The 24477-nt window shown below is 65.8% G+C and carries 19 protein-coding genes; 8 read left to right on the top strand and 11 right to left on the bottom strand.

From position 1 onward, the window contains the following. The first annotated feature begins 255 nt into the window (after positions 1–255). Positions 256–489, top strand: a complete 234-nt coding sequence (locus OKA04_RS23925) for a hypothetical protein (protein WP_264503759.1) — start codon at positions 256–258, stop codon at positions 487–489. Between the two features lie 658 nt (positions 490–1147). Here OKA04_RS23925 and OKA04_RS23920 read toward each other — a convergent pair. Together OKA04_RS23920 and OKA04_RS23915 are read right to left on the bottom strand one after the other, a co-directional pair. Continuing rightward, positions 1148–1888 carry an HAD-IB family phosphatase gene (locus OKA04_RS23920; protein WP_264503758.1) on the bottom strand — a complete coding sequence of 247 codons (741 nt, stop codon included), beginning with the start codon at positions 1886–1888 and terminating at the stop codon, positions 1148–1150. Between the two features lie 65 nt (positions 1889–1953). Next, positions 1954–2913, bottom strand: coding sequence for a DUF6807 domain-containing protein (locus tag OKA04_RS23915; RefSeq protein WP_264503757.1), 960 nt, complete (start codon positions 2911–2913; stop codon positions 1954–1956). A gap of 162 nt (positions 2914–3075) precedes the next feature. On the opposite strand from OKA04_RS23915, the gene OKA04_RS23910 reads away from it, so the two are divergent. The 4 genes from OKA04_RS23910 (at position 3076) to OKA04_RS23895 (ending at position 7577) form a co-directional block, all read left to right on the top strand. After that, the gene (locus OKA04_RS23910; protein WP_264503756.1) at positions 3076–3411 is read left to right on the top strand and encodes a hypothetical protein; all 336 of its coding nucleotides are present in this window, start codon (positions 3076–3078) and stop codon (positions 3409–3411) included. 348 nt (positions 3412–3759) lie between these two features. After that, on the top strand, positions 3760–6681 hold the full coding sequence (gene secA, locus OKA04_RS23905) for a preprotein translocase subunit SecA (RefSeq protein ID WP_264503755.1): 2922 nt from the start codon (positions 3760–3762) through the stop codon (positions 6679–6681). Between the two features lie 292 nt (positions 6682–6973). Next, entirely contained in the window at positions 6974–7186 is a 213-nt protein-coding gene (locus OKA04_RS23900) for a hypothetical protein (RefSeq protein WP_264503754.1), read from the top strand. Further along, positions 7179–7577, top strand: coding sequence for a PIN domain-containing protein (locus OKA04_RS23895; RefSeq protein WP_264503753.1), 399 nt, complete (start codon positions 7179–7181; stop codon positions 7575–7577). The genes OKA04_RS23900 and OKA04_RS23895 overlap by 8 nt, the downstream gene beginning before the upstream one ends. A gap of 256 nt (positions 7578–7833) precedes the next feature. Here OKA04_RS23895 and OKA04_RS23890 read toward each other — a convergent pair whose 3' ends face one another. Together OKA04_RS23890 and OKA04_RS23885 are read right to left on the bottom strand one after the other, a co-directional pair. Then, entirely contained in the window at positions 7834–9138 is a 1305-nt protein-coding gene (locus OKA04_RS23890; RefSeq protein ID WP_264503752.1) for a DUF1501 domain-containing protein, read from the bottom strand. Positions 9139–9194: 56 nt separating this feature from the next. Next, positions 9195–10781, bottom strand: coding sequence for a DUF1800 domain-containing protein (locus tag OKA04_RS23885; RefSeq protein ID WP_264503751.1), 1587 nt, complete (start codon positions 10779–10781; stop codon positions 9195–9197). A gap of 122 nt (positions 10782–10903) precedes the next feature. On the opposite strand from OKA04_RS23885, the gene OKA04_RS23880 reads away from it, so the two are divergent. Both OKA04_RS23880 and OKA04_RS23875 read left to right on the top strand, forming a co-directional pair. Next, a complete protein-coding gene (locus OKA04_RS23880; protein ID WP_264503750.1) occupies positions 10904–12376 on the top strand; it encodes a sulfatase in 1473 nt (490 codons plus the stop codon). Between the two features lie 90 nt (positions 12377–12466). After that, positions 12467–14020 carry an RNA polymerase sigma factor gene (locus OKA04_RS23875; protein ID WP_264503749.1) on the top strand — a complete coding sequence of 518 codons (1554 nt, stop codon included), beginning with the start codon at positions 12467–12469 and terminating at the stop codon, positions 14018–14020. Positions 14021–14033: 13 nt separating this feature from the next. On the opposite strand, the gene OKA04_RS23870 is transcribed toward OKA04_RS23875, so the two are convergent. The 5 genes from OKA04_RS23870 to OKA04_RS23850 form a co-directional block, all read right to left on the bottom strand. After that, positions 14034–14702, bottom strand: coding sequence for a SprT family zinc-dependent metalloprotease (locus tag OKA04_RS23870; RefSeq protein ID WP_264503748.1), 669 nt, complete (start codon positions 14700–14702; stop codon positions 14034–14036). Then, a complete protein-coding gene (locus tag OKA04_RS23865) occupies positions 14695–14949 on the bottom strand; it encodes a DUF167 domain-containing protein (RefSeq protein ID WP_264503747.1) in 255 nt (84 codons plus the stop codon). The genes OKA04_RS23870 and OKA04_RS23865 overlap by 8 nt, the downstream gene beginning before the upstream one ends. 5 nt (positions 14950–14954) lie before the next feature. Next, entirely contained in the window at positions 14955–15638 is a 684-nt protein-coding gene (locus OKA04_RS23860) for a hypothetical protein (protein WP_264503746.1), read from the bottom strand. Between the two features lie 62 nt (positions 15639–15700). Further along, positions 15701–16459 carry a hypothetical protein gene (locus tag OKA04_RS23855; protein ID WP_264503745.1) on the bottom strand — a complete coding sequence of 253 codons (759 nt, stop codon included), beginning with the start codon at positions 16457–16459 and terminating at the stop codon, positions 15701–15703. 20 nt (positions 16460–16479) lie between these two features. Then, positions 16480–19986: a hypothetical protein gene (locus OKA04_RS23850; protein ID WP_264503744.1), complete on the bottom strand. Its 3507-nt coding sequence runs from the start codon at positions 19984–19986 to the stop codon at positions 16480–16482. A gap of 619 nt (positions 19987–20605) precedes the next feature. On the opposite strand from OKA04_RS23850, the gene OKA04_RS23845 reads away from it, so the two are divergent. Next, positions 20606–23041, top strand: a complete 2436-nt coding sequence (locus tag OKA04_RS23845; RefSeq protein WP_264503743.1) for an MFS transporter — start codon at positions 20606–20608, stop codon at positions 23039–23041. 150 nt (positions 23042–23191) lie between these two features. Here OKA04_RS23845 and queC read toward each other — a convergent pair whose 3' ends face one another. Together queC and queF are read right to left on the bottom strand one after the other, a co-directional pair. Then, positions 23192–23872: a 7-cyano-7-deazaguanine synthase QueC gene (gene queC / locus OKA04_RS23840; RefSeq protein ID WP_264503742.1), complete on the bottom strand. Its 681-nt coding sequence runs from the start codon at positions 23870–23872 to the stop codon at positions 23192–23194. After that, positions 23869–24273: a preQ(1) synthase gene (queF, locus tag OKA04_RS23835; RefSeq protein ID WP_264503741.1), complete on the bottom strand. Its 405-nt coding sequence runs from the start codon at positions 24271–24273 to the stop codon at positions 23869–23871. Before queF ends, queC begins: the two co-directional genes overlap by 4 nt. Positions 24274–24477: the final 204 nt, after the last annotated feature.

Here is a 24477-nt window from a genome sequence, read left to right as displayed (position 1 = left end):
CTCCGACCTCCGACCTCCGACCTCCGACCTCCGACCTCCGACCTCCGACCTCCGACCTCCGACCTCCGACCTCCGACCTCCGACTTCCGACTTCCGACTTCCGACTTCCGACCTCCGGAAGAAATACTCGCCGGCTAAAGCCAGCGCTCCGCCTGCGGCAGCCTCCGGAAAAAGAAGCGCGTCTTGCGAAGCGGGCGGATCCGCGCTACGCAAGTCGCCGTGTTTCCCTCCGGTAAAGTGGATCGCCCGTATTTCGTGAGTTGGCTGCGGCGCACCCGCAAGCAACTCGCGGCGAGCGGACGGCTCACGGAGATCGCGCTGATCCTTTCCCGCGACGACCATCGCCCGCCCGCCCAGTGGAGCCGCTATCTGCGCGAGGTGATGGAGGAAGAGTCCACCCCCTCGCTCGACCTGCTCACGAAGATCGATGCCCTCCTCGCCCGCCCCGTGCGATGCGCCGCGAAGGCAGAGACGCCGCTGCTCTTGTGAAGCGGGAGGCGGGGTGAAGCAACGGGTGCCTCTCCCTGGGAGCGCGTGGCCACCGGCCCGCTTCGACAGACCGGCGAAGCAACCCTCAAAGCCCGCCATCATCCCAAGCCATCGTGGTCCGCATCGCTCCGCGTGCGGCCCACCGGTGCGGGGAAGCTACCAGAGCAGCCCGCTTTCACCTGCGTCCTTCCACAGGGCCAACGGCCCGGCCATTCCTCAGCCCCGGCCATCGGCCGGGGTAAGCCGTGCAGGAGATCCCGGCGGCCTGAAGGGCAGCGATACGTGATGGGGCTTCTCTCACCGGGATGCGATGACGCGGGCTATCCTCGTCACTTCGCCCACCATCCAAGCGAGCCGGTGGCACGCGCTCCCAGCGGGCCGTCATCGGGGGTGGCGGCGTTCATCCCACGATATCGCTGCCCTTCAGGCCGCCGATCCGGGGCATTGCCCAACCCCGGCCGATGGCCGGGGCTGAGGGATGGCCGGGCCGTTGGCCCTGTGGAAGAGGGTCGGAGCTTGCGGGCGATTTCTCCCCGCCACACGTGGCCATCCGCCGGGGACCACTCGGGCCGGTCTAATGACCGGCGCGCTCCCGGGGACCCGCTTCAGAATCACCTCTCACAAGCCCGCATCCACCATCCACCATCCACCATCTCCATCAAATCCCCGCGATCCTCCGCAGCACCTCCCTCGCGTGTCCTGCGGAGGTGCTCCATGGCTTCGCGGGGCGCTCGATGTGCCAGCCTTTTTCCTCGCCGAGGGCGGTCAGCCGTTCCGAGGGATTCACCAGGGTATTCTCCACGCAGCAGCGCAGCATGGGCAGGTCCGCGGAGCTGTCCGAGTAGCCGTGGCTGCGTGGCCACAGGCCGTCCGCCGCGGCAGGCGCGCCGATGATCTCCGAGAGTCGTCGTACTTTTTCCGCACCCTTGTGGTTCCGCAGGTCGGGCAGCAGCGGCATCGGCCCCTGCCACTCCACCAGCGTGCCCAGCGCGAGGTCGAAGCCCAGCACCCGGCCCACTTCCCTCGCGTAGAATTCCGGGCTCGCCGATGCCAGCACCGTCAGGTGGCCCGCATCGCGATGGCGCTGCAGCTTCTCCAGCATCACCGCATAGCAGCGAGCGGGGAAGAACTCCGCCACGAAGTCCCGCGCCCATGCCTCGATCTTCGCGTGGTCCGCGCGCCACAGGTAGCTGAGGAAGACGCGCTTCATCCCCTCGTCGCCCAGGATCTTCGCCGCAGGCAAGAAGGCCGCGAAGAACGCGAGATACGCACGCCGCCAGCCCTCACGCCGGATCACATGGTCGGCGAAGAGCATCTGCGTGTCCCACGCGATCAGGGTGCCGTCGAGGTCGAAGAGACCCAGCCCGCGCTCCAGCTTCGCCTGCATGTCATCCGTCACGCCGCGGATTGAACCGCCAAGTCGCCAAGTTCGCCAAGGACGACTTCACGTCACTTTCCGCCCGCTCACTTCACCTTCGCATACTCGTCCGCCGCCGCCTGCAGCGCGGCCGCATCCGGCCCGCCATCGGCCACGATGAGGCGGTAGCGCATCACGTACGGCTGCCCCGGCTCGATGGACATGGCACCGGCCTGCTGCGGCGCGTAGCAAAAGAAGGGCTCCGTGGGATGCACGCGGATGGGCTGCGGCGCGCGGAAATTCGAAGGGTGGCAGAGGATGGCAATGCCGCACGGCTGCCCGTCCACCTGGCCGCCCACCCAGCACCACGGCTCCTTCGCCGTATTCACCTTCAGTCGGTCGGTGATGCCGGATGCGGTGAGGAATTTCGCATTCCCCGCCCCGTCCCACGCGCGGTTCCCGCGGAAGCCGAGACCGCCGTAGTGATACTCCGGCAGCTTCAGCGGCGAGTCCGTCGCGCAGGTCTGCGTGATCGTCAGGTCGATGACGTTCCGCTTCCCGTCCGTGGTGGCGGTCACCTCCCAGGTCTCCAGCAGCGCCACCTTCTCCGGCTTTGCGAGCATGTCGATGAAGCGGTGCTCGGCCTTGAAGCCGGCGGTGGCGTTCTTCGACCACACGTCGCCCACGAGCTTCACGAAGTCCACGCGGCCCTTGCCGTCGCCCATGTTCCAGAAGTCCGGCTTGCGGCCCTCGAATTCCGTGCTCGTCCACGGGCTCCACACACCGTGGTGGTGCACGTGGTTCGGCGGGAAGTCATCCGTGACCAGCTTTCCGGAGGGCGTGTAGATCGCCTGGATGTAGCCGCCGCGCTTGAAGATCGGCTTGATGTCCTTCCTCGGCAGCTCGCCCGGCTCGGCCTGGTATTTCAGGATGGGCCGCTCCCCCGCGCTCACGATGACCTGCGTGCCCGTCTTCTCCGCGTGGACGTCGTGCTTGTCCCGCGCGAGGCCGGGCTGGGCGAGGGCGAGCGCCGCGGCGGCACCGGCGAGGATGGAAAGAGGCTTCATGAGATGACCCTGCTACGTAACTCCCCCAGCCCGCATCTCAAAAAGCCGGGCGTCCCGTGTCATTCAATCGTTTGACATTTCAGGATTCCCCGCGACGCTGGCACTCGCCGGAGGGGCTGATGAGATGAATCAGCACGATCAGCACCTGCGGCGACTCTCCCGATGAATGACTCCGAGGACAAGATGGTCCCGAGCACATGGATCCCCTGGATCATGGCGCTCGCGGTCGTCTTCGGCTGGAGTTCCTTCTCGCCGGACCATCTGGCGACGAGGCGTGAGAGGCTGCCGGAGGAATCCGGGCTGATCCATCAGTCCGACGATACCCCGGCCCCGGGCATCCAGGTGCCTCACCTGGCCGGCGTCCTGCCGGAAGTCGTGCAGACCCGCCTCCCCGTCGCACCTCCGGTGCTGCTGGGCGTGGCGATCCTGCCGGAGCTGCCCGTGATCGGATTCCGCCGCGAGGGCATCCAGGGCAGGGCCCCGCCGGTGCGCGCCTGAGTGGAGAAGTATCCGGCACGCGAACGATTCGCGACCATCCCCGGCCCGTGAGCCATCTCACCGGGCGGGCATCATGCCGGCATGTCGCACCCCGGCGCATCGTTTTACTGCTGGATCCGCACCCGGATCGCGGTGGCCGCGCCACGCTCATCCGCCCGTCCTCCGGGACGCCGCTTCCCGTCTGCGCGTGGGTTTTCCAAAGCACGGATGCGGGAGGCCCCCTGCCTGTTTGTTCCAATATCTCATCGGTTCCGATCCCATGATCCATCTCACCGTCACCGCGGCCAAGCGCCGCACCGCCCCGGCCTCGCAAGGCCGGATCCTCTCCACCCCTCACCTCCTCCTCGCATGATCCAGTGGCTCTTTCCAAAACTCCTGGGCAGCAAGGACGAGCGCGAGCTCCATCGCCTGCGCCCGCTCGTCTCCCGCATCAATGAGATCGAGGAGAAGCTCCAGCGCGAGCCCGCCGAGAAGCTCCACGAGCTGGTCGCCACCTGGCGCGACCACCTCTCCCGCTACCACCCGCTGGAGGTGCCCACCCGCGTGCAGCTCGACCTGATGACCCAGGCCGAGCTCCAGGCCGTGGCGGATGCCATCATGGCCCGCTTTGAAAAGCTCTCGAAGGAATTCTCCGTGCCGCCCTTCGTGCGGCCGGACGCGAATTCCATCGAGACGGCGAAGGCCGCCTTCCACGCGCTGGAGCCGGACTTCAGCAAGCCCCGCTCGAAGTACCTCGAGAAGATCCTGCCCGAGGCCTGCGCCGTGGTGAAGAACGGCGCCCGCCGCCTCTGCGGCACCCAGGTGCTCGTGAATGGCCAGCCGATGGTGTGGAACATGGTCCACTTCGACGTGCAGCTCCTCGGCGGCGTGGCCATCCACCGCGGCATGATCGCCGAGATGCAGACGGGCGAGGGCAAGACGCTCGTCGGCACCATCCCCGTCTTCCTCAATGCCCTCACCGGCCTCGGCGTCCACCTCGTGACGGTGAATGACTACCTCGCCCAGCGCGACTCGGAGTGGATGGGCGCCCTCTACCGCGCCCTGGGCCTCAGCGTCGGCTGCCTGCTGAACCAGATGGAGCCGCACGAGCGCCGCGAGCAATACGCCTGCGACATCACCTACGGGACGAATGCCGAGTTCGGCTTCGACTACCTGCGCGACAATGGCATGGCCACCACGAAGGACGAGCAGGTCCAGCGCGGCCACTACTTCGCCATCATCGACGAGGTGGACTCCGCGCTCATCGATGAAGCGCGCACGCCCCTCATCATCACCGGCCCCGCGCCGGATTCCTCACAGATCTTTGAGCAGCAGAATGCGGACGTGGAAAAGCTGGTGAAGCGCCAGACCGAGCTCTGCAACCAGCTCGCCACCGAGGCGAAGAAGCTGCTGGACACGAACAAGACGAAGGAAGCCGGCCTCGCGCTGCTGAAGCTGAAGCTCGGCCAGCCGCGCAACCGCCAGTTCCTCCGCCTCATGGAGAGCCCGGACCTCCGCCGCCTGGTGGAGAGCACCGAGCTCACCTTCTTCCGCCAGATGTTCCAGAAGGACCTGCTGAAGCTGAAGGAAGAGCTCTTCTTCACCGTGGACGAGAAGACGCGCGACGCCGATCTCATGGAAAAGGGCCGCCGCTTCCTCGACCCGGACAACCCGGACTCCTTCACCATCCCGGACACCAGCGCCCAGCTCGCCGCCATCGAGGCAAATGCCACGCTCGACGCCGAGAAGAAGGCCATCGCCACCACCGCCGTGCTGAAGCGCCGCGAGGAGCAGGCCCTGCGCGTCCACGCCATCAACCAGCTCCTCAAGGCCCACTGCCTCCACGAGCGCGACGTCCACTACGTGATCCGCGACGGCAAGATCACCATCGTGGACGAGAGCACCGGCCGCGAGATGGAGGGCCGCCGCTGGTCCGACGGCCTGCACCAGGCCGTGGAGGCGAAGGAGCGCGTGAAGATCGAGCGCGAGAACCGCACCTACGCCACCATCACCATCCAGAACTACTTCCGCCTCTACGAGAAGCTCGCGGGCATGACCGGCACCGCCTCCACCGAGGCCGCCGAATTCCACGACATCTACAAGCTGGACGTGCTGCCCATCCCGACCAATGCGCCGAACCTGCGCGTGGACGACAATGACCAGATCTTCAAGACCCGCCGCGAGAAGTACAACGCGGTGGTCGCCAAGATCGAGGAAGCCCACGTGAAGGGCCAGCCGGTGCTGGTCGGCACCGCCTCCGTCGAAGCCTCCGAGACGGTCTCCCGCATGCTGAAGCGCGCGAAGATCCCGCACACGGTGCTCAACGCGAAATTCCACGAGCAGGAAGCCGAGATCGTCGCCCTCGCCGGCGAAAAGGGCGCCGTGACCGTGGCGACGAACATGGCCGGCCGCGGCACCGACATCAAGCTGGGCGCCGGCGTCGGCGAGCTGGGCGGCCTCTACATCATCGGCACCGAGCGCCACTTCTCCCGCCGCGTGGACCGCCAGCTCCGCGGTCGCTGCTCGCGCCAGGGCGACCCTGGCCGCGCGCAGTTCTTCGTCTCGCTGGAGGACGATCTGATGCGGAACCACGCCGCCCCCGCGCAGATGGCCGCCATGATCGAGCGCGAGGGCAAGGGCTCCTCGCTCGGCAAGCTGGTCGAGACCGCCCAGCGCACGCTGGAGCAGCGCGACGCGAAGAGCCGCAAGCGCGTGCTCGACTTCGACGACGTGATGAACCTCCAGCGCGAGATCGTTTACGAATATCGGAATGACGTGCTCGGCACCGGCGACGTGCGCCGCCTCGTCCACGAGATCATCTCCGAGTGCGTGACCGCAAAGGTGCAGGAGCATCTCTCCGAGTGCGATCCCCACGAGCCCGACCACCAGCCGCTGCTCGCGTGGCTGCTGAATGGCCTCGGCGTCGTGGTCACCGAGGAGGAACTCGCCACCCAGGGCTTCGCACGCCTCGTCCCGCACGTCGTGAAGAAGGTGAGCGAATCCTACGACAAGCGCCTCCACGCCCTGCCCGCCGAGCTGGTCGAGCGCGAGGAGCGCATGATCGTCATCTCCGCCATCGACGCCTATTGGCAGGAGCACCTCCGCGACATGGACGAGCTTCGCGAGGGCGTCTATCTCCGCGCCCAGGGCCAGAAGGACCCGCTCGTCGAATACAAGAACGAGGCCTACGAGCTCTTCGTCTCGCTGATGGGTTCCATCAAGCAACAAGCCCTGCTCAACCTGCTGCGCTTCTCCGCCGCCGTGGAAAGCGCCCGCCCCCAATCTGCGTAGCGCATCTCTCTTCCTCTTCGTCTTCGTAGCGGAGGGACTGCGTCCCTCCGGCTGGGCGAGGCAAGCATCAGAACGCCACCCGCCTCACACCTCCAGGGCCGCCTCAGCAAAGTTGAGGCGGCCCTTTCGTTGAGGCCGCCCATTCGCATCGCTCCCAAGCCGCCTCCCCAAACGCGAGGCGACCCATCCCAAAAACCTTCAACCCGCCCCCAACGGAACGACGCAGTCGCCCTACTACTGCTACTGCCCCTTAAACACTCGCCTTTTCCCCGGGAAAGACTATCTTCCGCCCATGTCGGTCATCGACTCCATCATCCATGACCTCCGGAGCCTCCCGCTGCGCAAGCTCGTGGAAGTCGCCGGGCATGTGCATCGCCTCAGCGAAACGGCACAGCAGGAGCGGGCCGAAATCCTGCGTGCGACCCACGGCTGTCTGACGGAAGAGGACGGCGAGATCTTCGAACAAGCCCTCGAAACCTCACGCCGCACCGAACCCCGTGGCTGACCGGACAAGGGGGATTCTGTTAGATTCCAGCGTCATCATCGCCCACCTCCGGGGGAAGATCGACCTGTTCCAGTTCGTTGCTGCGGACGAGCCGCTCTTCATGCCCCTCGTCGCCCTTGGCGAGCTTTGGAAAGGTGCCCTCAAGTCGGCTGACCCTGCGAAAAACAATGCGAGGATCGAATCGATCCTCAGGGTCGTATCGGTCCTCGATCCCGACAGCGCGACCGCCCTGCACTACGCGCGGGCTTCCGTCGCACTGGAAGCAAAGGGCCGACCGATTCCCGAGAACGACCTATGGATTGCCGCGGTCGCATTGGAATTGGACATGCCGCTCGCCACTAGCGACGCCCACTTCGACCGCATCGACGGGCTCACCATTCTCAAGTGGTAAGGCAGGAAGGGCTTCCCCTCTCCTCTCCCTTCGTAGCGGAGGGACTGCGTCCCTCCGGCTGGGCGGGGCGAGCATCAGAACGCCGCCCGCCTCACTTCTCCAAAGCCGCCTCAGCAAAGTCGAGGCGGCCCTTTCGTTAAGGCGATCCGTTCGCATTCCTTCCAAGCCACCCCCCAAAACCCGAGGCCCCCCATTCCACAAACCTTCAACCCGCCCCCAACGGAACGACGAAGTCGTCCCGCTACAAACCCTCAACCTACCCCATTACCCCGAGCCTCGCGAAGTCGCCCTTCAGCACCGGCTTCGCCGGGGTCTTCAGCCAGCCTTCCAGCACCGAGGCATACACGCCGCGGAAGTCCACGCTGTGCTTCAGGTCGCCCTGGTCCAGATCCGTCAGGCTCGGGTGGCTGCCGTAGAGGCCGCCCTTCACCGCGTCGCCCGCGAGGAACATGCACGAGGCACGGCCGTGGTCGGTGCCCGCGCTCGCATTCTCACCCACGCGGCGGCCAAATTCCGAGAAGGTCATCAGCACCACCCGCTTGTCATTCCCCTGCGCCTTCAGGTCGGCGAAGAACGACTTCAGCGCGCGGTCGAGCTGGCCCAGCAGCCGGTCGTGCGAATTCACCTGCTGGTTGTGCGTGTCGAAGCCGCCGTGGCTCACGTAGTAAACGCGCGTCGGCATGCCGCCCGCGATGAGGCGCGAGACCATGTTCAGGCTGCGCGCGATCGGCGTGCCCTCGTAGTTCACCTTCGTCCGGTGCTTCGCTGCCAGCTCCAGGATCTTCGCCGAGCTCACGCGGGCATCCATCGCCACCCGCTCGAGGAAGGCCAGATTGCTCTCGCCGTCGATGCCGCCGACCTTCCCGCCCGCGGGCATGTCGATCGACGCACCGTCCACCGGGCTGTCGTCATCCTCCGGCGAATTCAGCGACGCGAAGAACTCCTCCGCGCGCGCCTTCTCGCCGCCGCCGTGGATCCAGCGGTACAGCTCCGGCGAGCTGAGGCACACGCCCGGATTCCGCGCCGCGCCAAAGGACTCCGGCTGCGTCTTGTTCAGGCTGATGCCCACCGTCGGGTCCGCACCCGTGCAGGCATTGTCGAAATATCGGCCGATCCACCCCGTGCTGGAGCGGTTCTGGATGTCCGCCGTCTCCCAGATCGAGGTGGAGACGAAGTGCGAGCGGTTCGGATTCGGATACCCCACGCCCTGCACCACGCCCAGGTTCCCCTCCTTGAACATGCTGCCCAGGAAGGGCATCGAGTCATTCAGCCCGACGTGGTCGCTCAGCTTGATGATCTGCTTCTCCTTCTTCGCCAGCCGCGGGCGGGCCGAGTGATAGGCATCGTCGGCATACGGCACCAGCGTGTTCAGCCCGTCATTGCCGCCCGCGAGCTGAAGTACGACGAGTATCGTACCATCCTTCCCCGTCACCCCCTGGGTCGCCAAGTCGCGGGCACCCATGTGCAGGTCGGCGAAGGTGCGCTCGACGAACATCGGCACGGTCCACGTGGCCGAGGCACCGAGGATCGTGGAGCGGAGGAATTCACGTCGCGTTTTCATCGGAGGAATCTTGCGTTGCTTGGAATTTGGAAAGTGGAACTTCGTGCCGCCGTCCGTCAGTCGAGCTGGTAGTGCGGGGTGCTCATCATCAGGTGGCACAGCTCGCCCACCTCCTTGTTCGTGAAGATCGCGCCCTTCTTCGACACGGCGTACTCCACGAAGGCCCCGCGCTCCTTCGCACCCAGCGGCGTCTGGAAGAAGCGCTGCACCAGCGAGTCCACCAGCTTCTCCGGGTCCTCGCGCAGCGGGCGCGGCGCGATCTTCTCGTAGTCCGGCCCGTCCCAGTTCTGCTGCGCGCGCTGGAGCTGGTTCGACACCCGCATCTGCCTGCGGTCCATCTGCTCCATCTGCATGTCCATCCCCATACCGGCGTCGTCCATCGTCATCATGGAGTCGTCGCCATTGTTCCGCGCCGGCTTCGGCGTCTCCTGCGAGCCCTTCGTGATGAAGCCCGCCACATTGTAGCGCGTCAGCAGCGTGTTCGTATTGATCCACGCCTTGCCCCAGTCCCAGCCCGCCACATTCGGCGGGGTGAAGAGCACCTGCCCGAGCTGCTGCTGCGCGCTCACCGTGTAGGCATGCGGCGGGCTTTCCAGCTCCAGCTCCTTGAACATCTGCACGAGGAACTGGATCGGGCTCTTGATCTGGTTCCGCACGATCTTGTCCGAGTAGAAGGCCTGCGAGCGGAAGATCTCCCGCAGCAGCGGCTCCACCTGGAAGTCCGCCGCCTTGAAGGACCTCGCCAGCGCGGCAACGCCCTCCTCCGGCGGATTCTCCGCGGCGAAGTATTCCCACAGCTTCCTCGGCACGTAGCTCGCCGCCGCGGCCTGCTCGAAGAGCACCTCGATCACGTCGTCACCGTCGAATTTCCCCGACCTGCCGAAGACCGTCTTGTCGCCACCGTCCCACTGCCGCCTGTTGTGGAAGACGGTGCCGTTCTGGCGGTTCAGGTTGTAGCCGGTGAAGGCGCGCGCCGCTTCCTTGATGTCCTGCTCGGTGTAGTTCCCCTCGCCCAGCGTGAAGAGCTCCATCACCTCGCGGGCGAAGTTCTCGTTCGGCTTGCCCTTCTTCGACGTCTGCGTGTCGAGGTAGAGCATCATCGCCGGGTCCTTCAGGATGCCGTGCGTGAGGTCCTTGAAGGAGCCCGTGGCGTGGCGGCGGAAGAGTTCATTCTGCCCCATCATCAGCACCGGCTGCCGCACCTTCTGGATGGAGGAGGCGAAGTGGTCGTGCCAGAAGAGCACCATCTTTTCCCGCAGCGGGGCCTTCGTGTAGAGCATGCGGCGCAGCCACCAGCCCTGGGCCTCCACGCCGCGCTGGCGGTAGAGGCGCTGCTGCTGCTGGTTGAATTCCCGGCGGGTGCGGTCCGCGCGCTCCGGCGTCATGTCCTGCATGGACCGGCGCATCTCGCGCTGGGCCACGGCGCGCTCGCGCATCTCCGCCGCCGCCGTCTCGCGCTTCGCCCACTCCGGCAGCACGAAGGCATCCACCGGCTCCGCGGGCGAGAGCAGGCTGTCCACCGCGCGGTAGCGGCCCAGCGCGTGGAAGCTCGCGATCTCCGCCGGAGATCCGCCGAAGCCCGCCCGACGCAGCAGGTGCGCGGCTTCCTGGATCGTCCACTCGTCGGGTGCTGCGGGTAACATGGCGGAGAAGGTTACGGATTACGAAACGAGGAACCATCGTCGCATGGTGCCGGTTGCGGAACATGGCAAAGGTTTGGGGGTTTCGCGAAGGATTCCTGCGCATCGTGCGTATCGCCCGCCCCATGAGACGCCTGCTCCTCGCCCTCGCCCACGTCCTGTGCTGCGGCACTGCCACCGCCGCGGAACGGCCCAATGTGCTGGTTTTCATCGTGGATGACATGGGCTGGCAGGATACCTCGGTGCCATTCCACCACGACGCGTCGGGCCAGCCGGTCGTCTCCGCACTGAACCGGCTCTACCGCACGCCGCACATGGAGAGGCTGGCCGCGCAGGGGATGAAATTCACCCGCGCCTACGCTCACCCCGTCTGCACGCCCTCCCGCATCTCGTTGATGACCGGGAAGAATGCCGCCCGCCACCGTGTGACGAACTGGACCAATCCTGCCGGCACCGAGAACGGCGACAATGACGTGCCCCACCTGCGCTCGCCCGACGGATGGGGCATGAAGGGCATCTCGCCGGACGAGCGCCCGCTGCCCGCCGTGATGAAGCAGTCCGGCTACCGCACCATCCATTGCGGCAAGGCGCACTTCGGCAGCAGGGGTGCCTTCGGCCAATACCCGCAGGCCATCGGCTTCGACGTGAATATCGCGGGCAACGAGATCGGCCACCCGGCATCGTATTTCTCCAGGCAGGACTTCGGAAAGGGCGCGAACCACGTGACCGGCCTGGAGAAGTGGCACGGTACGGACGGCTTCCTGACCGACATCCTGACCCGCGAACTCGGCGATGCGCTCACCACCGTGGTGGAGGACCGGCAGCAGCCCTTCTTCGCCTACATGGCCCACTACGCGGTGCACTCGCCCTTCATGGAGGACCCGCGGTTTGCGGCGGGCTACCCGGACCTGCCACCGGCCCGGCGCGCCTATGCCACGCTCATCGAGGGCATGGACCGCTCGCTCGGCGACATCCTGGCGAAGCTGGAGTCGCTCGGCGTGGCGGAGCAGACGATGGTGATCTTCCTCTCCGACAACGGCGGCGACGCACCCATCCCGAATGACAAGGACGCACCCGTCGTCTCCGGCAATGCCCCGCTGCGAGGGAAGAAGGGCATGCGCTACGAGGGCGGCATCCGGGTCCCCATGATCGCCGCCTGGGCAAAGCCGGGACCGGGCAATCCCTTCCCCATCCGCCCGGCATCCCACACCGACGATCTGGTCGCGATCGCCGATGTATTCCCCACCGTGGCAAGTCTCGCCGCCATCCCGGGAGTGGCGCCATGGGACGGCCACGACCTGACACCCTACCTGAAGGGCGACGCCGCCTACCATCGCCCGCAGTCCCTCGTGACCCACTACCCGCACGGACACAACAACGACCACTTCTCCATCCTTCACGACGGCCCGTGGAAGCTGATCCGGAACCGGGCCGATGATTCCACCGAACTCTACAACCTCGCGGAGGACATCTCCGAATCCAGGAACCTCGCCACGGAGCACCCGGAGCGGGCGAAAGCAATGGCGGAGGATCTCGAGCGCCGCCTGGATGGCTACGGCGCGCTCCGCTCGAAGGTGGTGGGCAAGGCAGGGCCGTAGCAAATGTGAAGTTTCCTGTTCGGTTTCACGCCCCGGCCTCGCATGTAGGGTAGAGAGACGCTGGCACCGCTGCCACGCCCCCCTGCCACCATGACCGATGCCGATGCCACCACCGATGCCGACCTCCTGCGGCGCTACCTGCGCACCCGGGACGAGGCCGCCCTCCGGCACCTGATGGACCGGCACCTGCCGCTCGTCTACTCCGTCGCGCTGAGGAAGTCCGGCAGCCCGGAACTCGCCGCGGAAGTCACGCAGGACGTCTTCCTCCGCCTCATCGCGCTCCCCGCCGCCGTCATGAAAAAGGGCACCCCTCTCACCGCCTGGCTGCACCGCACGGCCAGCCACCGCGCCATCGACTGCGTCCGCTCCGAGACCGCACGCAAGAAGCGCGAGCAACTCTCCGAGCCACCTGCCGACAGCCCCACGGAAACCCTGCCGCCCGAGGCCCTCGGCCTGCTCGACGATGTCATCCAGCAGCTCCCGCGGCAGGATCGCGAGATCGTCCTGCAGCGCTTTTTCCTCGGTCGCTCCCTCGCGACCATCGGCACCCAGGCCGGCCTCTCGGAGGACGCCGTGCGCATGCGGCTGAAGCGCTCGCTGGAAAAGATGAAGGGCGCATTCCAGGCCCGCGGCATCACCACCACCGCCGCCATCATCGCCGGGGCCCTGCCGCTCCAGGCCACCGTGCAGCTCCCCACACCGCTGGCTGCCGCCATCCAGCACAAGGTCCTCACCGGAGCCGCGGTCGCCGTCGCAAAGACCTCCCTCCCTTCCCTGATCCTTCTCATGACCACCACGCAGAAATCCCTCACCGCAGCCTCCGTGATCCTCCTCGCCGGGGTCGCCGGCACCGTCGCCCTCACCTCGTCCTCCGACGACAAGAAACCGGGGCCCGTCGCCACGCCGCCCGCCACGGTATCCACACCTCCAGCCGCCGCACCACCGGCGAAGACCACCACGCGCGAGGCAGCCGCCAGCGATCCCTACCCGCAGCTATCCGCGACCTACGGTGACTCTCGTACTCGCCAGGCCGTCCAGCTCGTCGCCCGCCTCGTCCCCGTGTCGCAGGACCTCACAGACATGCATTTCTCCGATGCCTTCGCCGAGAACCGCCAGGCACAGCTCAAGGGTGCCTTCGAAGGCCTCGGCAACATGCTCTCCCTCACCCCGAAGCAGCAGGACGCCATCGACACCCTGATCCCCGAGGCCGATGCGAAGGCGAAGGAGCAGGCCGCTCAACTCATCGCCCTCGCGGAAAAGAACCGCGGCGAACTCGCGGAGACAATCCTCGCGCTGGATGCGTGGAAGCTCGGCGAGATCTCCGAAGACGACTTCCAGGCCATCGCCACCCGCACCCGCACCGCGCTGTCGGTCGGCCACATGTCCGTCATCGACTCGCTCGGCATCGCCTCTCCCGGCATGGACTTCCCCGACCCGCTGATGGACTTCCCGGACCTCGCCACCAAGCTTGAGTCGTTGCTCGATCCCGCCCAGGCCGCGGCCTATCGCGAGAAGCGCGCCGCGAACGAGGCCGCCTTCACCGTGAACTACCAGCAGGCCACCATCGACGATCTCACCGGCACCATCGAGGGCATGAAGAAGATGATCGAGGCCCAGCGCCTGATGAAGCCCGAGGGGCGGTAAGCGGGTCCGTCAATCAGCGCTCCAGCTTTTGTTCGAGCAACTCGAAGCGGCGGTCGAACAGGCCGCCGCTGAATTTCCTGCAGCACGCATAGCAGGCCACCGCTCGGCTGATGCGCTTCACCCGCCGGATGGTGGTGAGGCACTGCGGGCAGATGTAGGCATAGTTCCGCTTCATGCGCTTGCGCTTGAAAGGGAGCGTGTGGAAAGGCTGCTCGTCCGGGATGCCCAGCTCCGCACAGGCGGCACGCCACTCGGGGCCATGCGCCTCGATGCGGCGGCGGCCGGCGCGCTCGTAGGCCACCAGGTGCGCGAGCTCGTGACGGAGCGTCCGCCATATCTCCTCCTGCGCCTGCTCCTTGAGCTTCGGGTTCAACTCGATGAGCCGGTCCGGCCACCAGGCGCGCCCGGCGGTCGTCTGCATGCGGGCATTCCAGCTCACCTGCACCCGGCGCGCGAGCTCCGGGAGATCGAGGAATTCCGCCTTCTCCCGGCACCACTCGGTGAGGCCGCCATCGACCTTCGCGGGCTGGCGGCGATCAGGTGACGGGGCTGCGGCCCGGGGTTTCAGAACCCGGTTGATCGACCATTGACGGAACGCCCACGCCATCCAACCGGCCTCTAGCAAGTCGCCTGCCGACTGGCAATAGGGCAGCGGATTTTCGCGCGGAAATTTTTCATCCATCAGTCATTTTCATATCTGGCAGCGTGAAGGTCTTCACGCGTGACGTATCTCCCTTCGCCAGCACCACCTGTGACTTCGGCACGCCGTAGTGCCTGGCCAGCACGTCGCGCAGGGCGGCATTCGCCTTTCCCTCCACGGGTGGCGCGGACACCTTCACGCGCAGCACGCGCCCGGCCCGCGGGTCATCTTCCCAGCCGATGACTTCGCTGGCACGGGCATTCGGAGTGGCGAGCACGCGGATCTCCATGACGCTCACGGCGGAGTCGCGACGTCGCGGAAACCACGGATGACGACGAGCTTCGACTCCGGGCTGTTCGTCACCACCTGGAGCACGCGCTTCTGCCCCGGATGCGGCCACACGCCTGCGCCAAATGCCTGCCAGCCGGTCGCCGTCTCGCACGTCGCCTTGTAGCCGGAAGAGTTCCCCTCTCCCACGGGCGGATTCTCGATGTTCGCGATCTCGCCCGCCTTGAAGTCGAAGGGCTTCTTCTCCAGTTCGATCTTCACCGGCAGCGAGCTCAGGTTCGCCACCTTGATCGAGCCGGGCGGAAAGGCCTTCTTGCTATCGTCCAGCACCACGATCTTCGACGCGGGGCTGTCCGGCTTTTCCGGAATGAAAAGCAGGATCACCGAGCCGCCCTTCGCAGGCAGCTCGCAGGTGCCGATGACCTGCGCGGGGTCCTTCACGCTGGCCGCACCGGACTGAGTGGTGAGCACGATCTTCGGCCCCTTCAGCTTGAGCGTTGTCCCCTCGTGATTGAGGTAAGATTTCACTTCGAGCACACCGGCATCGGCCTTGCCGCCGTCCTGGTGCACGTGGACTTCCGGGCCGGGCACATCCTGGCCGAGGGTGAGACCACGGACCTGATACTCCTGGCCATGCGCAATGGACACGAGCGACGCCGCGGCCACCGCGGCGAAGAACATGGATTTCATGGGTTGCTTGGGTTGGGAATCAAAACGCCGCCATCCCGGAGGAAGGCGGCGCGTGAAGCCGGTCAGAATTCCTCCCCGGCCACATCGCGTATCCCGCGTATCTCAACCTGTCCGGACTTCGGATTCAAGAACAGAACCTGAAGCGAACGCTTCGTTCCCGGGTTCGGCCAGATGGTCGAGGCGATGCGCTGCAGCTTGCCATTGTGCGTCGAGGTCGCCTTCATGCCCGCCGTGTTGTTTTCTCCCATCGGCGGTTTGTCGATGACCTTGGTCTCGCCGCTGGCGAAGTCGAAGTTCTTGTCCTCGAGCTGGATGCGCACCGCGTGCGGGCTGAGGTTCATCACCTTGAAAGACCCGGGCGGAAAGCCGCGCTGCGAGTCATCGATGAAGAGCACGCGGAACGGGGTCTCCCCCTCCTTGCCGCTGCCGGGCAGGAACATGAAGATGCCGTTCTTCACGTTTGCGGGCACCTTCGTCCTCGCGAGCACCTTGGAATTGTCCTTGGTGGTGGCGAATTCCGGGCCGCTCGTGAAGATCAGGCTCTCCGCCTTCGTCGGCTGGAGATTGTACTCGTGGTTGAGGTAGGTTTTCACCTCCACCTTCACCCCCGGGATCTTCCCTTCCTGAGAGGGATCGTGGGCATACACCTCCTCCGGCGGGATATCGATGCCGAAGGAAAGCGCGCGGATCTTGATGCCACCGGCATCCTGCTGAGCACCCTGGCCATCGGCACCGGGGGCGGGAGCGGGAGTCGGCGCCTGCTGGGCATGCAGCGGCAGCGAGCAGGCGACGACGGCCAAACAGAGACTATGGATTTTCATGACTGGGTTCGCAGGCAGCATCACACTTCCTCGGGAGAAAGCCAGCGGAAGGAAGTGACGACGAAGCGGCGGCCGAACCGCTGGTTCTCCTCCTTCTTCAGGTCCAAGGTCTTCACCTCCGGGAGCTCGGATGCGTCCAGATATTCCGGCATGCGCTGCACGATCGCCTCGCACCAGGCCTTCGCCTCCACCGTGCCGTCCTTTGCCTTCGACTCGCCGTAGGTGCGGATGCGGAAGGTATCTCCACGCACGGTGATGACCGGGGCCAGCGCCATGAGCAGGTCACCTTGGGTGAGGATGGACGGCGCGCCCTCCGCGGACTTGCCCTGGCGGGCCGCCGCATTGGCGATGTTCGTCAGCACCGCGGGGTTCGGAAGAGAGATGGTGGACAGATCACGAGAGTCCTCGTCGTGGAACTTGTCGTTCACCTTCGACTTGTCGATCGCCGTCTGGAGCAAGCCGGCCAGCACGTGCAGCCCGCCGGACGTGCCGAGGCGGCGATTGACGAACTCACCGACGGAAAGCGACGGAGCCTTGTCCTGCATGCCGCGGGTGCGGATCTCCTCCACGATGTTCTTGGCAAGCGTGTCGATCTGCTGGTCATCCAGCGCACGGAAGCCCGCCCAGCGGACCGCCGAGCCCACGACACCGAGGCCGCCGGACTGCGTGCCCTCAGGATCCCCGGCGATCGGCAGGCCGAAGCGAGGGAAGGCCGTCTTGTCCTGCGGCGACATGTTCGAAAGCGACCAGCCCTTCAGCTCCGCATCGCGCATCGAGGAGAGCATCGCCTTCCAGGCACCGACCGAGTCGGAGTTCACGTTGAAGGGACCCTGCACCGCGAGCACGCTGGCGATGCGCTTGGAGAACTCTTCCTCGCCCAGGCCGTTCAGTTGCTCGGACTTCTCCTTCGCGGAACCGTCGCCGGTCAGCACGGGGATCAGGCGCGGGTTGAGCAGCCTGCGCTGACCATCCAGGAATTCCTCCAGCAGGCTCTGGCGGCTCACGCCCGAGAGCAGGTTGTTGCTGCTGAAGTTCGCCACCGTGGAGAAGTAGGTGCTGTCCCACAGCGCGTCATTGAGCAGGTAGGAGTGATCCAGCATGTTGTACTGCGCGCGGATCGTGATGCCGTTGGTATCCGTCGGCGACTGGCGGGTCACGTTGTTGCTCGGGATCAGCGGATGGGCACGAGAGTTGCCAAGGGCATGGGTCACGCGCGGCAGGTGCGAGCTGGAGACCAGGTTCGCGGGGACCAGATCGCCAAGGCTGGCGGCCGGCAGCAGCGGCACGCGGAACATCGGGACGTTGGTCACACCATTCTGGAAGTTCGGTGCCGCGCCATAGTAGCCGCGGCCCGTATCTTTATCGATATCGATGACGGCGAAGTCCGACACCTCCTCAAAACGAAGGTCGTAGGAGTCCAGCGCATTGCCAACCCGGGTCGAAGTCTGCTCGGCACCCTCGACCACCGGATGGTTGTGCAACCATGGCATCGCATAATCGAGACTGGTCTTCGTGGTCTTCGCCGTCATCGACAGGAGGGCAAAGGGAGCCTTGCCACCCTCCTTGTCGCTCGGTGCCTGCAGGATTTGGCCGACCCGGTAGTTTCGCCGGATGGTCGGGTTCGCGGGGTTCGAGCTGATCTCGTTCGCCACGTTGCCAAGCCTGAAGCGGTAGGTCCGCAGCATGTCGATCGAGGTGTTCTCGAGATTCGCCGTGTCCAGCTTCTGGCCGGCGAGAAGATCCACCACGAAGTCCGGCTGGCTCACATTCGTCACGGTGCGGCCGGGACGAGCTTCGACGCCGAAGGTGTCGGTGAGCCTGATGGCCAGCCAACCGTCACCCCTGCGGGCGGGATTTTCGAAATCATAGAGCGTGTTGAGCGGGCGGCGGTTTTCAGAATAGCTCAGGTGGTCCACCTGAAGGCCTGCGTACGGATTCCAGCCTGGGACGGTCTCGATGCCGTAGCTGTTTCCGGTGCGCGGATCACGGTTGCCGAAGTTGCTCGATGCTTCCCAGTCGAAGAAGCTGCGTGGCTTCCACTGGTCGGCGGTCTCCTTGCCCCAGGTCCAGTCCTGCTCGACCCATGGGGAGAAGACCTTCACCTCGCCCGGTTGCAGCACGATGCGGTTGCCGGGCATCTTGTTCGGGCGCAGCTCGGTCAGCAAGAAGGAGAAGTAGCGGCGGGCATTCGGGTTGAACTGATTCGCGATCTGCAGACGGCCGAGTCCATGGAAATTCCCGGACGCATAGTCGTCGCGCAGCCAGGCTCCGTTCTTCTTCATGCCGAAGACGACCGGCGGGTCCCAGATGCGGACGCGCAGCTTCGTCAGGTCCAGCGCCACGTCATACGGATTGTAGAGCGTGATGACCGGATCGTAGGCAAGGTGGGGCGCACCGAACTTGTCGTTGCCACCGTTGGCATTGTAGAAGGCGACGCGGTCCGAGATGTGGTTGTAGTGCGAGACCATGGAGAACATGATCTGCAGCTTGGCGATGACCGGCAGCAGGCGCTCCGTGCTGTTCGTGGGGCCGGGGCGAAGACCGGCGGGGACGTTCGCGAGGTCGGTGGAATTCAGCGCAACCTTCGGCGTGCCGGCAGCACTGGTGGTGACGCGGCGGTTCAGTTGATAGTGGCTGCGGAGATACGACCACAGAGGCGCGCCATCCTCGGCCCGGTTGTAGACGGTTGCTTGGTCGTTCACGTTCGGCGACACGGTCGAGGATTCGAAGATGGTCGTGAGGTCGGTCTTCAGGCCGCCTTCCACCGTGTTTGTCAGCAGGCCCACCGAGTAGGGAGTCCAGTCGGCCTGGTAGCTCAGCACGTCGCGGCTCTTGTCCTTGCCCGCGGCGACCACCACGCTGTCGAGCGAGACGATCTTCTCCGGATTCCCGAGCGTGACGGGATCGAGCGTCGCCACGATCTCCTGCGGTCGGGCGTGGATCGGCGCGACGCGGCGGGCGATGCGCTCGGCATCATCCTTCGGCTCGGTGGTCGGGAGCTGGATGGGTGCCTTCTGGCTCTCGTCCATCACGGCCCAGGCAAAGGTGCCGAGCTCGCTGTCCGAAGTCTTCACCGGCACCTTCGACGCACGCAGCGCAGGACCGGTCACGCCGGTGCCCTGAGGCTGGCCGACGGTATCGGGATTCACCAGCCACACCGGCTCGGCGAGTTGTGAACCCGGAAGCGAGGCATCCAGCGCGTCCTTCGTATCGGCGGTGGAAACGAGCCAGCCGCGGAATTGATCCGTCTTCTTCGAGTAGTCCGGAGAGGTCGGCCCCGGCGACCAGCGCCAGCTATGCCACGCACCCACCAGATTCGGCTCCGTGGCACCGCGGTCGATCGATGACGCACGGGCGGAAACTGCCTGATCGGGACCCATCGACGTCTGCAGCTCGCCGATGGCCAGCATCAGCGCCATGCGCGCGTTCGACTGCGCGACGGACCGAGCCTGACCATTGCCGCTCGCGCGCAAGGAGATCGACGACAGTCCCAGCAGGCCGACCGCAAGCACGGTGAGCAGCACCATCAGGGACAGCGAAATTACAAGGGCAAAGCCCCGGTCTCTTGGGCGCAAAAGACGACGTTGGGTTACGTTGGGTTTCACAATTTGAAATCTGTACTTACTTTGAGAATACATCAAACCCGTTTTTTTGTCAGCGGGGTTTTCCCGAATCCACCCTGTGGACTACGACTCGATCACAGATTCGACGGGGTCCGCGTCAGCGACGTGTTCCCATGAGAGTTTTGCGAAAGTACCACCGTTTCCCGTGACGGCTTGTATCCTTCGGTTTTGACGGTGTATGAAATCGCCAGACTGCGGGTGATTTCTTGGGAATCGGCAAAGTCCCGAAGGCTTCCCGCGACCATCTCCCGGTACCGGGCTGGCGAACTTTTCAGGTCTTGCGGACGGGCTTCCGGAAATGGGGAAAGCACTACCTTTTCCAAGGATTCGGCGGGCTTTCACCATCCCGGAACGATCCGCTTTCCCCCTCGCCCTTCAACCTCATTCTCGCCGGGACCGACTCGGAAACCTACGCAGTCCCCGTCTTGCACGATTTCACGAATCCCGTCCCTCGCGACCCCTCCTTCGTGGCGAAATATCCACGCTTCACGACCGCGTCGGAACTCCCTAGCGTCCAGCGCGAATGGACGATGCGCCGGAAGTGGAGAAGGAGCCGACGCGGCGGGAATGGGCGGGATACTGGTGCGCCATGGTCCAGCAGACGCAGAACGCCTTCAACGACAAGGCCGCGCAGTTCCTGCTGATCCCCCTCGGCGGCTGGCTCGCGGGCAAGGCCTCGGTGGTGGACCAGATCGCCGGGCTCATGATCACGCTGCCTTACATCCTCTTCGCGCCCCTCGCCGGGTGGCTGAGCGACCGCTTCCCGAAGCGCACGGTGATGATCGGCTCCGCGGTGGCGCAGGCGCTCATCCTGGCCGGGCTGTGCGCGGCCATCCTTATGAAGAATCTGCCACTGGCCATGGTCGGCTTCTTCGCGCTCGCCACCCAGTCCGCCTTCATCAGTCCGGCGAAGATCGGCATCATCAAGGAACTCGTCGGCTCGCGGAATCTCGGGTTTGCCAGCGGCATCCAGCAGATGACCGCCATGCTGGCCATCCTCACCGGCCAGATCGCCGCGGGAATAATTTTTAGCAATCGCCTCGAAGCCAGCGGCGATGGCTGGCAGTCCGCGCTCGGCCCGCTGCTGGTGATCACCGCCTTGAGCGTGCCCGCGATCCTGCTGTCGCTCGGCATCTCGCGCACGCCCCGCGGCATCGCCGAGCCGCTCACCCCGTCCCTCGCCATCCGGCACGTCCACCAGCTCGGCGATCTCTGGCGCGACCCGGTGATCCGCCGCACCTCGTGGGGCGTCGCCTTCTTCTGGGCCTTCGCCGGATTCATCAACCTGTGGTCCATTGGCGTGGCAAAGGAGCTCACCGGCGGCGGCGTGGAATTCGGCCGCGTCTCGTCGAAATTCATGGCCGCCGCATCGCTCGGCATGGCGGGCGGCTTCGGCTTCGCATCGCTGCTGCTGAAGCGGAGGATCGAGCTCGGCTGGGTGCCGCTGGCAGGCATCGCGATGACGATTTCGTCCCTGGTGCTCGCCCTCGTCCCATTCTCCGGCGATGCCTTCCTCATCATGCTGGCGGTCACGGCGTTTTTCGCCGCGATCTTCCTCACGCCGCTGAATGCCTACCTGCAGGACCGCTGCCCGGCGGGCCGGCGCGGGGAAATCCTCGCCGCGGCAAATCTCCAGGACTGCCTCGCCGGCGCGATCGTAGTCACAATCATGCTCGGCTTCTCCTTCGCCCGGCAGTGGCTCGGCGATCCGTGGTGGCTGGGCCTGCACATTCAGCTCCTGCTCGCCGCCGTCGCCTGCGGGGCCATCACCATCTTCATCGTGCGGCTCATCCCCGCGGAGCTGGTGCGGGTGGTGGGTCTCGCGATCATCCGCACGATCTACCGCATCCGTAGTACCGGCACCTTCCCGGAAAAGGGCGGCGTGCTGCTGCTGCCAAACCACATCACGTGGGCGGACGCGTTTTTCCTCACCGCCGCCTGCCCGCGTCCGGTGCGCTTCGTGATGGAGGCGGGCTTCACGGGGAATACCGCCGTGCGGATCTTCAGCCAGCTCTTTGACACCGTGCCGATCTCTTCCGCGAAGCCGCGCGAGGCGCTGCGGGCCTCCGCCGATGCCCTGAAGGCCGGGCACGTGGTGTGTATCTTTCCGGAAGGCCAGCTCACCCGCACCGGCACGCTGCAGGAGCTGAAGCGCGGCTTCGAGATCATCGCCCGCCAGGCGAATTGCCCGCTGGTCCCGACGTGGACGGACGGTGCCTGGGGCTCGATCTTTTCCTTCGAGGGCAATCGCTTCTTCACGAAATTTCCCCGCCGCCTGCGTCGCGACATCAGCGTCGCCTTCGCGCCTGCGCTGGACCCGGCGACCGCGGACGTGGATGCGATCCGCCATGGCATGCAGGAGGCCTCGGCCATGGCGCTGGCCAGTCGCGCCGACGGAGAATCCCCCGCCCACGCGAATGCCCTGCAACTCGCCCACGTGAATGCGCTCCAGCGCGGGGCCGACTATGGCGTGATCGAGGGCGATCCCCTGCCCGCCTCGCTCCCCGCGCTCTCGATCTTCGAGGAGAAATTCGGCGCGATCCGCCGCGTCGCCTTCTACCCGGACCCGAGTTCGGAGAGTCATTGGCTCGGCGGGGATTCGCTGCGGGAAAAGATCGAGGCATCGCAAATCCTCAGCGGCGGCGTGTTCTTCGACTTCAGCGACCGCGCCGACGAACCCCTCGCGCACTCCGCATGGCAACACTGCCCGTGCCTCGCCATCGGCGGCGTCATCGTCGCGATGTCCATGCCCGATCCGCCGAAGGCCTACCCCGGCAGCAAGGAACAAAAGGGCAGCAAGCCGGGATCACGCGGCATCCTGCTCCCCGGCTTCCACCTCGATGGCGACACGCTGCGAGGCCCCGCCATCCCGGACGGCCTGCCATTGCCGGAAGGCTTCGTCGTCGATGAAGAAGGCTTCGTTTTCCTGAAGCGATCCACGGCCGAGGAGACGGTCTGAATTGCGGCCTTTCAAGGAAGCTTCGTGAAGAAACAGCCAACCGCGAAACCACGCGAAAATCGCGAAATCTGTTAGAGCCGGGATCTCTTCCTGCCTTTCAGATTTCGCGGGGTTTCGCGTTCTTTCGCGGTGGACTCAAAGCGCCCTTTTTCAAGGAGCAGCCGGGATCTCCGGCGTGGCGAGGTAGGCCGTGGGATCCGCGATGCCCGCGAGCAGGAAGGCCTCGCGACGCTCCACGCAGGTGCCGCAGGTGCCGCAATGGAGCTCGCCGCCCTTGTAGCAGGACCACGTCTCCGCGAAGTCGATGCCCAGCTCCGCCCCTCGCTTCGCGATGCCCGCCTTGTCCATCGCGATGAAGGGCCGCAGCAGCTCGATGCGCGCATACGTCCCCTCCGCCATCGCCGCCGCCATGCCCTGCATGAAGGGCTCGCGGCAGTCCGGGTAGATCGCGTGGTCGCCCGAGTGCGCGGCGATGGCCAGCGCGTCCGCCTCCACGCTCTCCGCAAATCCGCACGCCACCGCGAGCATGATGCCATTGCGAAAGGGCACCACCGTGCGCTTCATGTTTTCCTCGGCGTAGTGGCCGTCGGGGATCTCGCCGCCGCTCTTCAGCAGGTCGGAGGCGAAGCAGTCATTCATGAAGGTGAGATCGATGGTCCGGTGCGGGATGCCCGCCCGCTCCGCATGCAGCTTCGCGAAGGGGATCTCGCACGCGTTGTGCTTCGACCCGTAGTCGAATGACAGCGCCGCGACCACCTCGTGCTCTTGCCGCACCTGGTGGAATGCCGTGACGGAATCCATCCCGCCGCTCAGGAGCACGACCGTTTTCATGACGCGGGGTGGCTGGCTTCGCAGGTGAGCTGGATGCCGCCGCGGGAACCGAATTTCCCGTTCACGGTGATCTCCACCGGCTCCATCGCCGTCACGAGGTCGTCGAGGATGCGGTTCACGATCTCCTCGTTGAAGGACGGGAGGTTTCGGAAGGACGCCATGTAGAATTTCAGTGACTTCGTCTCCACGCAGCGCTCGCCCGGCACGTAGCGGATCACGATGTGCGCGGTATCCGGCTGGCCGGTCACGGGGCAGAGCGAGGAGAACTCCGGGCAATCCAGCGTGATCCAGAATTTCCGGCCCGGCCGGCAATTCGGGAAGGTCTCCAGCTTCGCCTCGTCCGGGCTGGCCGGCAGGCGGTTCTCGGAGTGGCCGAGCAGGGTGAGGTCGGAGGTCTGCATGCCCGCGACCATGAGCCCGGGGCCCCAGCGTGTCGATGGCGGAGGTCGATGGCGGAGGTCGATGGCGGAGGTCGATGGCGGAGGTCGGAGGTCGGAGGTCGGAGGTCGGAGGTCGGAGGGCGGAGGTCGGAGGGCGGAGGGCGGAGGGCGGAGGGCGGAGGGCGGAGGGCGGAGGGCGGAGGGCGGAGGGCGGAGGGCGGAGGG

The organism is Luteolibacter flavescens (assembly GCF_025950085.1).
GTDB lineage: Bacteria > Verrucomicrobiota > Verrucomicrobiia > Verrucomicrobiales > Akkermansiaceae > Haloferula > Haloferula flavescens.
The sequence above is the reverse complement of the archived record's forward strand: the minus strand, read 5'-3'. Positions and strand labels throughout refer to the sequence as shown.